Below are 10610 nucleotides of genomic sequence, written 5' to 3'. Positions count from 1 at the left end.
GAAATTAGCTTTACCCATCGTAAGCTCCTTGCCTCTTTTTTAAGTCACAAGGTGTCTACAAATCTAGGGGCTATTCAGTATCCGGTGCACCTGTTCTGGTGTTCACGCTGCCAGCGGGTGCAGGTGTCGGTACGCATGAAGTGACCTATAAGGCGACGGTCAATGAAAATGCGACAGTGTCTGTCGGCAACAAGGTTGTGTCGGATGGAGGGGCTTGTGATGACTGCGAGGTTGTCATTCCTGTTGCAGCGAAGATCGACCTCATAAAGAAATTGGTCAATAAGGATGGTCAAAGCTCGACTATAGCCCACCCGGGTGAAACTCTTACATATGAAATTCAGCTCATCAATGTGGGGGGCGCTACTGATGAATATTCCGTCCAGGATATTCTAGATGAAAACACAGTGTTTCTTCAGGCTGATAATAATGGCCAGCATTCTGGAGAGGCACAGGGTGGTGTCATTACATGGGAAAATCTGAGCGTACCAGCTAAAGAGGGAACCACGAATGGCGAACTTACACTGACTGCGATAGTGAAAGTTGTAGATCCATTACCTGAAAATATCAGCAGTATCAAAAATATAGCTAAAGAAAAGGATCAGCCAGATCCAGAATGCCCATCCGATCAGTGTGTTGTTATCGAAACACAAAAAGTTGATCTGAAGCTGGAAAAAACAGGTAAATTTACCCCAGAAGTCAACGAAAACTCTCAGGCTGGTGATGTTATCACCTATAGTTTCAAAGTTGAAAATCAGGGCAATGTTACAGTCAACAATATTACAGTTGACGATAAAGGGCCGACATTTAATGGCAAGAATGCAACGGGCCAGCTGTCGAATTTCAACCCTCTGGAAAGTACACTTGCCCCTAATGAAAGTGTGACATTCACAGCCCAGTATACGCTGTCACAAGCAGATATTGATAATGCCGTGGGCGTAGATAATGGCGTTGAAAATACTGCTTTAGTTCAAGGTTACACAAATGGTGACAGTCAAACTGGTCATCTTGTCAAATCCAATGAATCGTCGTCAGCGCTGCATATAAAAGCCTCTTCTAAAGACGTTACAATTGTAAAACTTGCGGATTTACGTTTCATCCGCCGGGGTGAGATGGCACCATTTACCATCAAGGTAATCAATAATTCCAATAGCATGGCGCAGAATCTGCGTATTATGGACACAATGCCCTCGGGCTTCCGTTATGTTGAAGGTAGTGCCACCGTTGACGGTGTGAAACATGATCCAATTGTCAATGGCAGATTGGTTATATTTGAGAACATCAATGTACCTGCAAAAAGTGAAGTACTGATCCGTCTTCGTTTGCTTGCACTCAGTACTGCAGGTCCTGGTAAACATACCAATATTGCCACTGTCACCGACCGTTCAGGTAGTCCTCTGGCACCAGATTCCTCCGCTGACGTTGAAATTTTGGTGGAAGCTGTTTTCGACTGTGGTGACATTATTGGTACTGTCTTTGATGACAAGAACCGTAATGGTTATCAGGATGATGGTGAAAAAGGTCTGGCAGGTGTGCGTGTGGCAACTGCTAAAGGCTGGCTGATCACGACGGATGAGTATGGTCGTTTCCATGTGCCTTGTGCAGCCCTGCCGGATCAGCGCATCGGTTCTAACTTTATCATGAAGCTGGATACCCGTACGCTGCCGACAGGTTATCGCCTGACAACTGAAAACCCGCGTGTTGTACGTCTGACTGCCGGTAAAATGACCAAGCTGAACTTTGGTGCATCAATCGGTCGTGTGGTGCGTCTTGATCTTCAGGATGCGGCTTTTGAAGCAGGGCGTGTTGAGCTGAAGAAACTGTGGTCTGATAACCTGTCACAGTTGGTTGAAATCCTGAAACAGGAAGTCTCGGTTTTGCGACTGAGCTATAAAATGGTTGGTAAGGAGCAGTCCTTGGCCAAGCAACGGATGAAGCATGTGCGCCAGCAGATCAGTGATTTGTGGAAGCGCAAAGGAGATAATTACCCGCTTGAGATCGAGACACGTGTGGAGGTGGGTAAATGAACCTTTCCTTGAAACCCTCTACGCAATTGAAAGTTGTGAAAATGTCTCAGTTCAAACTTGGATATTTCTCTCGTCTTGCTCTTTTGGCTAGTTCTGCGTTGGTTGCAAGTCATGTTTCAACAGATTCCGTTTTGGCTGAAACCAAGACCGAAACCGCAGATATACGCGGAAAAATCTCGGATGATAGCTCTGTGCATCATCTGGCGATCGGCGAAAATACTGAACAAGGTATCGCAGTTGATACCGGTAATATCCCGTTTATGATCAGTGTTGACGGTGACATGGTTGAGACGAGCGGGGCAAGAGCAAGCGCTAAAACATCGCGCCAGATTGACCCCAAGCGTAGAACCGATGTGGATTTGAGCAGTGTCGACATTCAGATCAAATTTGATGGCCTGGATACATCGCCGATCCTCAATGTTTCCACCATGCCGGTTCGCCGCAGTTACAGCGCCAATGAACCCATCGAGTTTCTGGCAACGACTAACTATCCCGATTTTATTGAGCGCTCGGAAATCCGTATTTTTGCAATTGGTGACGGCAGATCTGTTGATAAGCCGGTGGCAATTGTGCCGGTTGAACCCAATGCTAAAGCGCAATGGGTAATGCCGGCCAATGTTGATGACCGCGATTATGCTTATGTGCTGCGCGTTTATGATGACAAGGGGCGTTTTGACGAAACTGAAGCTCTGACTTTGCGCCGTAGTGAAAAAAAAGATGCTTTGGGAGATCGTACAGAAGCGGTTGCACCGGGTATGGGGGAGGATAGAACCGCCATCCGTAATATTCGGGTCTATGGTGGAGCTGTTACCGTTCACGGCACCAATGTCCCGGATGGTTATCAGGTCAAAGCTTTTGGCGAAACCATTCCTGTCGACCGAGGACAGAAGTTTGTGGTGCAGCGCATTTTGCGCCCGGGTGATCATGATATTGATGTAGGTATCAATGACGGATTGAAAGGCGACGGACTTGCTTTCAACCGTGATATCAATATTCCCAATAATGATTGGTTCTATGTTGGTTTAGCCGATATCACGCTTCGCAAGCGCAATGGCGATAGCGGTATTGAGGCGGTGAGACCTGGTGAATATGATAGCACCACTACCAATGGTCGCCTGGCATTTTATCTGAAAGGTAAAATCAAGGGCGAATATTTGCTGACCGCTGCTGCTGATACAAACGATGATGAACTCGACAGCATGTTTCGTAATTTTGGTAAGCAGAATCCACGTCATCTGCTGCGTAAGCTTGACCCGGATCATTACTACCCGGTCTATGGTGACGATTCCACATTTGTGGAAGATGCGCCGACAAATGGCAAATTTTATGTCCGCCTGGAACGCGGCGACAGCCGTGTTTTGTGGGGGAATTTTAAAACCCGCATTACCGGTACGGAATTCATGCGCTCGGATCGTGCGCTTTATGGTGCCCAGGGCGTTTATCGATCAGGAGAAACAACAAGTTTTGGTGAACGCAAAACCGAAGTTGATTTATATGCAGCCCAGCCTGATACCTTGCCACAATATGACGAATATCTGGCAACGGGCGGTTCAGCCTATTTCATGCGCCGCCAGAACATTGTCGAAGGTTCTGAAACCATCACGGTTGAGTTTCGCGATTCCGTCACGGGGCGCGTGATAGAGCGGCGTATATTGAGTGCCGGTGAAGACTACCGCTTTGATTATATGCAAGGTGTGTTGATCCTCAATCGCCCATTGGCATCTTCCACCGGCACCAACGGGCCGGTGCGTGACGGTGCCTTGGGCGGAAATAATGTCTATGTGCTTGCACAATATGAATTCGAACCGGTTGCCGATGATCTGGATGGTTATAGTCTTGGTGGTCGCGGCCAGCAATGGTTGAATGACACTGTGCGGGTGGGTGTGACCGGTTATCAGGAAACAACCGGCACGGCCAATCAGAAGGCGGGCGGTGTTGATATTCGTGTGCGCCATTCCGAAACGACCTTTATAGAAGGTGAAGTGGCAGCTTCTGATGGGCAGGGCTTTGGTTTTACCCGTTCCACGGATGGTGGTTTGACCAACAGCAACACGCTCGCTACCGGCAAAAAGGGCAGCACGGCACTGGCGTGGCGGTTGCGTGGTCAAATCGACCTGGCCGATCTTAAGGACGATGGCATCAAAGGTAAAATTGGCGGTTACTATGAGGAGAAGCAAGCCGGTTTTTCCAGCCTCTTTGACAATACAAACGTCAATAAACGTCTCTGGGGCGCACATGCTGATCTGGATCTGACGGATAAAACGCGCCTGAAGCTTATCTATGATGATTTTTGGGATGAAAATGGCCAGACCAAGCGTGAAGGAAAGAGCTCGATCAGTCACGAAATTGATGAATATTGGAAAGTATCATTTGGTGTGACCTACACTGAGCTGATGTCCCCCAATGCCATTCTTTCGGGCAAAAACGGTTATGATGGTTCGCGTATTGATACAGGTATACGTATTGATTACCGTCAGGACGATGATCATCTATACTATGTTTTCGGACAGGTGACTGCCGAACGCTCTGGTAATATCAGTCGCAATGACCGCATAGGTGTTGGTACTGAATTGAAGTTGACTGATACAATTGGCACGCAGGCCGAAGTCTCTTACGGCACCAATGGCTGGGGTGGTCTTGCTGCGCTGACCTATGATCCTAATGTGGATGATCACTATTATATCGGTTATCGACTTGATCCGAATCGTGCTTTTGATCTTAACCGCAATTATGACCTGGTTGGTCGTGACAAGGGCGCTATTGTCGGCGGTATGAGGCGCCGTATCAATGATGCGTTTTCTGCTTATTCGGAAAATAATTATGATCTGTTCGGCGTTCGCCAATCGCTGACGCATACTTATGGTGTGGTTTATACGCCGGATAATATGTGGACAGTTAATGGCGGTTTTGAAGGTGGCCGTGTTCGTGACGACACGACCAATAAAGCAGGAATTGAGTATTCCGACTTTGACCGTTACGCGCCGTCGCTGTCTATTGGTTATAAGGATGAAGAGCGTGGCATTACTGCTCGCTTGCGTGGTGAAGTGCGGTTTGAGCGTTCTGATGATCACACTCGCAATCAGAACACTTATTTGCTGGCCGGCGCCTATTCATGGAAAACCAACCCGGATTGGCGCGCTCTGGTTGGCGTGGATGCGGTTTTGTCTGATACAAAATCGGATGTGACGTCATTCCAGAATACTGATTATGTTGAAGCGTCGGTTGGATACGCTTATCGTCCGGTAGAAAATGACCGTTTAAACGCCTTGTTCAAATATAGTTATCTTTATGACATGCCGGGCAATGGTCAGCTTGGCAGCGGTGTCTCAAACTATCGTTATGCACCTGCACAGCGCAGCCATATTCTTTCGGCAGATTTCACCTATGATTTGGTATCTTGGTTATCTGTTGGCGCCAAATACGGCTTTCGCATTGGTGAAGCGAAGTATCGCCCGGCAGAGAACAATCACCGGTTTGATGAAGAATGGCAGCGTTCGTCAGCGCATTTGGGGATTATTCGTACCGATCTGCATATTGTCAAAAAGTGGGATTTGTTACTTGAAGGCCGAGTGATGCACATGACTGAGGCCAGAACCACTGACTTTGGTGCATTGGCTGCTGTATATCGACATGTCGGCGACAACTTCAAAATCGGTGCCGGATACAATTTTGGACGTTTCTCCGATGATTTACGTGACTTATCTATGAATGATCGCGGTGTTTTTATTAATTTGATAGGAAAGCTCTAGGGTCGGCACCCATTCACTTGATGAGAATGGCATCTGAAAGTGCAAACACGCCCAGAAATGAAAAACCCCCGGAGAACCGAGGGTTTAAACACATCCACGTATTGGTAGATACGTAGAAAAACAGAATTTTGGTGCCCAGAAGAGGACTCGAACCTCCACGCCCTTGCGAGCGCCAGCACCTGAAGCTGGTGCGTCTACCAATTCCGCCATCTGGGCGATGAGGATCGATCTAAGGGGTCGGCCTGTTTCTGTCAATCGCCATTTCGCAATTCCATCAGCTTTTTTTCACATTGCTGATTTGGGCAATCAAAAGACCGGTAAACAGTCGCTCAGGCGCGGTGCTTTTAAACAACCGCGCCTGAAATTCCCTTATGCCGAAAGCACTTCCTTGGAAGCAACGGTCGAATCGGCATTGAGCTTGTAGATGATCGGAACGCCGGTATTGAGTTCCTGCTTGAGAATCTCTTCCGGGGTCAGGCCATCAAGCGCCATGATCAGCGCACGCAGTGAATTGCCATGTGCTGCAACCAGAATGGTTTCGCCGCGCAAAACATGCGGCTGGATCGTGTGCAGATAATAAGGCCAGACGCGGGCACCGGTATCTTTCAGGCTTTCGCCACCCGGAGGAGGGACGTCGTAAGAGCGGCGCCAGATATGAACCTGTTCTTCGCCCCACTTTGCGCGTGCATCATCCTTGTTAAGGCCTGACAGATCGCCATAGTCGCGTTCGTTCAAGGCCTGATCACGGATGGTTTCGAGGTCCGATTGACCAAGCTCGTCAAGAATGTGCTGGCATGTAACCTGTGCACGTGACAGGCCTGACGTATAGGCAAGGTCAAATTTGAGACCAGCCTCTTTCAGGCGCTGACCGGCAGCCTTGGCTTCGGCATGACCCTGTTCGGTCAGGCCCGGATCACGCCAGCCAGTAAAGAGGTTTTTCAGATTCCATTCGCTTTGGCCGTGGCGGACAAGGACGAGGGTACGAGACATCGCAGCACTCCGTTGGGATGAAAAAGAAAGTTCAATCGTTAAGCCCGAGAACATCGAGCATGGAATAAAGGCCGGGCTTTTTACCATGTGCCCATAAAGCTGCTTTCACAGCGCCACGGGCAAAAATTGTGCGGTCTTGCGCATGGTGAGACAATGTAATGCTCTCGCCCTGACCGGCAAAGATGACAGAATGATCGCCAATCACTGAACCGCCACGCAAGGTTGCAAAACCGATTGTGCCTTCTTCACGTGCGCCGGTATGACCGTCGCGCACACGAACGCTGTTTTCAGCAAGATTGATTGCCCGTCCTTGTGCGGCGGCCTCCCCAAGCAGAAGGGCCGTACCGGAAGGCGCGTCGACCTTGTGCTTGTGATGCATTTCGAGGATCTCAATATCGAAATCTTGCGCATCAAGCGCCTGTGCAGCCTTCTTGACAAGACCGGATAGCAGATTGACGCCAAGGCTCATATTGCCGGATTTGACAATTGTGGCATGGCGTGCGGCGGCAATGATCTTTTCTTCGTCTTCAGCGCTTATGCCGGTTGTGCCGATAACATGAACTATACGTGCCTGTGCGGCCAGACTTGCATAATTTAATGTCGCTGCCGGGCTGGTGAAGTCGAGAACACCATGGGCTTTTGCGAAGATTGGCAGCGGGTCGCTGGTAATTTCGACATCAAGTTTGCCAAGCCCTGCGATCTCACCCGCATCCTTGCCAAGAAAGGCTGATCCTTCGCGTTCAATGGCACCGACCAGCCGTGCGCCGTTCGTTTCATGGATTGTCTGAATGAGCGTCTGCCCCATACGGCCACCCGCACCCACAACCACAAGGTTCATTTCAGCAAGCTCAGCCATTGGATTTTTCCTCTGCTCCCGCATTTCCGATAAGATTATCGCTTTTTCCGCTTTGAAGCTCGTAGAAGCGGGCATAGACACCATTTGGTATCTGGATCAGATCATGATGACGACCTTCTTCAACCACATGGCCTGCTTCCATCACCACGATGTGCTCAGCATTGACAACGGTGGAAAGCCGATGCGCGATCACGATGGTCGTGCGATCCTTCATGATGTGATCAAGTGCCTGCTGAACGCGCTGCTCCGATTCATTGTCGAGCGCAGATGTTGCTTCATCAAGCAAAAGGACAGGCGCATTGCGCACAATTGCACGTGCGATTGACAAGCGCTGGCGCTGCCCACCGGAAAGCGTCACACCGTTTTCGCCGACTGGCGTGTCATAGCCCTGCGGCTGCTGCAAGATGAATTCATGCGCATTGGCAAGCCTGGCCGCTTCAATGATTTCTTTCTGTGTGGCATCCGGGCGACCATAGCGGATATTGTCGGCAATCGAGCCTTCAAACAGATAGGGCTGCTGTGAAACATAGGCCACGCAATGGCGAAGCGAGTGTTTCGTGACTTTGGCAATATCCTGCCCGTCGAACAGAATTTTCCCCTCGCTTACATCGTAAAAGCGCTGCACAAGACTGATGAGTGTTGATTTTCCAGCACCCGATGCGCCGACAATTGCGGTGGTCTGTCCTGCTCTGGCAGTGAAGCTCACACCATGCAGAACCGGTGCAATATCGCTGTAAGAAAAATGGACATTCTGGAAATCAATCTCTCCCTTGCCGGGCTTGAGAGCCACAGCATCCGGCGCATCTTCCTGATTGGGTTCAATGTCGAGCACTTCATAGATCATGCGTGCATTGACGAGCGCACGTTCAAGGCCGACCTGCAAACGGGCAAGCCGGCGTGCCGGATCATAGGCCAGCAACAATGCCGTGATGAAAGCGAACATCGAGCCGGGAGGCTGCTGGTTGAGGATCGCATTATAACCGCTATAGGCCAGCACGCCTGCAATGGCACAGCCTGCCAGAATTTCGGCGATAGGGGTGGTGCGTTCTGATACACGGGCAATCTTGTTGCTGCGGTTTTCGGCCTGATCAATCAGCGTGCCGATTTTGTCGCGCAACTGGTCTTCCATCGTGAAGGCTTTCACAATGGCGACACCCTGCACCGTTTCCTGCATGGCACCCAGAAGATGCGAGTTGAGGTGCACAAGATCGCGGGTGACGGCGCGGATACGGCGCGAAATATAGGCAACGGCCAGAACAAGCGGCGGGCCGATCAAAAAAACCACCGTTGACATGAAGGGGTCTGTGTAAAACATCATGCCGATCAGACCGATTAGCGCAACAAAATCACGCGCAATCGATGTGATTGTCATGTTCAGCAAATCACGGATGCCATTCACATTCTGATTGATCTGCGCTGCCAGATGGCCGGATCGTGTATCACTGTAAAAATCGAGACCGAGTTTCAGCAGATGATCGAAGATGCGTTTTTGATAACGCGCAACCAGATTATTGCCGATTTTGGCAAGTTCAACGGCCTGAATATAGCTTGAAAGGCCGCGTAGAATGAAAATGCCGAGAATTGCCCCGCAGATAATCCATATGAGGCCGATTTTCTGTTCATAGAAAATCTTGTCGATCATCGGCTTCATCATATAGGCAAGCGCACCGTTGGATGCGCCGACAATGAGCGAGGCGAGAATTGCGATTGCATAGCTAGCCTTATACTGGCTTGCATTCTCCGACATCATGCGACGGATGACGCGCGTTGCTTCGCTCGGATCGATTTTCTTCTTTTTCTTTTTAAATAGGCTCACGGGCAAAGTGCTTTTTGTCTGGCAGCGTCTGGCTGCAATAATGATCAATTGCAGCGCTTCTATAGCGTTATCTTTGCGGCTTGACCATGCCTGAGAATGTGTGCGGCTCAGCCAAGACGCCAGCGGCGTCCCTGGGTGGCCACTTCAAACCGTGTCGGGGCACGCGCAAAAGCGGACAGTCCGCTGAGTGCTGCAAGTGGATGAACGACAACACGCACCGCAATATCATGCATGAAATGCGAGTGGGGCGCCTTGTCTTCAAAGGCTGCGCGAAACGATCCGCCTTGAAGTGCGGGAAGAATGCGCTGTGGAATGCCGCCTGATAAATAGACACCGCCCTGCGCCTTGAAAATAAGTGCAAGGTCGCCTGCAATACGACCAAGATAGGTCACAAACAGCTCAAGCGTTTCAACGGCCTGTTTATTGCTGCCATCAAGACCGGCTGCGGTGATATCGGGTGGTGTGTCGAGAACCGGTTTTGCATTATCGGCCGCGCAGATTGCCAGATAAAGATTGCGCAGACCGCGGCCGCACAGGATCTGCTCGGCTGCAACGCGGCCTTCGATGGTCTCGATATGCGGAAAGATCTGATAATCGCGTGCACTGCGTGGGCCGATATCAATATGACCGCCTTCGCCGGGAACCGGAACCCATGCCTTGCTGGTGCGTACAAGCCCTGCAACGCCTAAACCTGTGCCGGGTCCAAGGACCACGCGCGTCGCTGTAATTTCTTCTTCATTGCCGCCGATCTGGTGCAGATATTCTTTTTCGATGGACACAACGGCGAGCGCCTGCGCCTCAAAATCATTGAGGACGGTCACATCTTCAAAGCCCAGATTGGCAATCATTTGTTTTGGACGCACAACCCAGTCGCAATTGGTGAGATCGATCTCATCGCCATCAACCGGGCCGGCGACTGCGAGAATCGCTGAACGCGGACGGATGGATGTATGGTTGAGAACTGTCTGCTCGATAGCATCGTCTATCGTGGCATAATTTGCCGTTTGCACAACCGGAAACTCTTTTGGCTCTGCATGCGTATCAACAAGCAGCGCAAAGCGGGCATTGGTGCCACCGATGTCGCCGACGAGGACGGGAAATTTGAAATTCTGGTCAGCGTTAAACATGGTGTGCCTTGCTGCTTTGTTTGTTCTTATTATTTGCGGGCCATATGG

General features: G+C 50.1%; 6 protein-coding genes and 1 tRNA gene. 2 read left to right on the top strand and 5 right to left on the bottom strand.

Going from position 1 to position 10610, the window contains the following annotated elements; genetic code table 11:
* The first annotated feature begins 140 nt into the window (after window positions 1-140).
* Complete coding sequence (locus FHY56_RS06535; protein ID WP_140904351.1) at window positions 141-2024, top strand: DUF7507 domain-containing protein; 1884 nt, start codon at window positions 141-143, stop codon at window positions 2022-2024.
* On the top strand, window positions 2021-5773 hold the full coding sequence (locus FHY56_RS06530) for a TonB-dependent receptor (RefSeq protein WP_235889433.1): 3753 nt from the start codon (window positions 2021-2023) through the stop codon (window positions 5771-5773). Before FHY56_RS06535 ends, FHY56_RS06530 begins: the two co-directional genes overlap by 4 nt.
* Before the next feature lie 129 nt (window positions 5774-5902).
* Here FHY56_RS06530 and FHY56_RS06525 read toward each other — a convergent pair.
* The 5 genes from FHY56_RS06525 to FHY56_RS06505 form a co-directional block, all read right to left on the bottom strand.
* Window positions 5903-5989 (bottom strand) — tRNA-Leu (locus FHY56_RS06525).
* 153 nt (window positions 5990-6142) lie between these two features.
* Window positions 6143-6763, bottom strand: coding sequence for a 2,3-bisphosphoglycerate-dependent phosphoglycerate mutase (locus FHY56_RS06520; protein ID WP_140904350.1), 621 nt, complete (start codon window positions 6761-6763; stop codon window positions 6143-6145).
* A 31-nt stretch (window positions 6764-6794) separates the two neighbouring features.
* Window positions 6795-7619, bottom strand: coding sequence for a 4-hydroxy-tetrahydrodipicolinate reductase (gene dapB / locus FHY56_RS06515; RefSeq protein ID WP_235889432.1), 825 nt, complete (start codon window positions 7617-7619; stop codon window positions 6795-6797).
* Window positions 7612-9435: an ABC transporter ATP-binding protein gene (locus FHY56_RS06510; protein ID WP_140904349.1), complete on the bottom strand. Its 1824-nt coding sequence runs from the start codon at window positions 9433-9435 to the stop codon at window positions 7612-7614. Before FHY56_RS06510 ends, dapB begins: the two co-directional genes overlap by 8 nt.
* Before the next feature lie 107 nt (window positions 9436-9542).
* Window positions 9543-10562 carry a glucokinase gene (locus FHY56_RS06505; RefSeq protein WP_140904348.1) on the bottom strand — a complete coding sequence of 340 codons (1020 nt, stop codon included), beginning with the start codon at window positions 10560-10562 and terminating at the stop codon, window positions 9543-9545.
* Between the last annotated feature and the right edge of the window lie 48 nt (window positions 10563-10610).

This window comes from Brucella gallinifaecis (assembly GCF_006476605.1).
GTDB lineage: Bacteria > Pseudomonadota > Alphaproteobacteria > Rhizobiales > Rhizobiaceae > Brucella > Brucella gallinifaecis.
The sequence above is the reverse complement of the archived record's forward strand: the minus strand, read 5'-3'. Positions and strand labels throughout refer to the sequence as shown.

Bases quoted from the DNA above. Each gene is read 5' to 3' on its own strand.
- FHY56_RS06520 (WP_140904350.1), bottom strand. From the start codon at position 6,763: ATGTCTCGTACCCTCGTCCTTGTCCGCCACGGCCAAAGCGAATGGAAT.
- dapB (WP_235889432.1), bottom strand. From the start codon at position 7,619: ATGGCTGAGCTTGCTGAAATGAACCTTGTGGTTGTGGGTGCGGGTGGC.
- FHY56_RS06505 (WP_140904348.1), bottom strand. From the start codon at position 10,562: ATGTTTAACGCTGACCAGAATTTCAAATTTCCCGTCCTCGTCGGCGAC.
- FHY56_RS06530 (WP_235889433.1), top strand. From the start codon at position 2,021: ATGAACCTTTCCTTGAAACCCTCTACGCAATTGAAAGTTGTGAAAATG.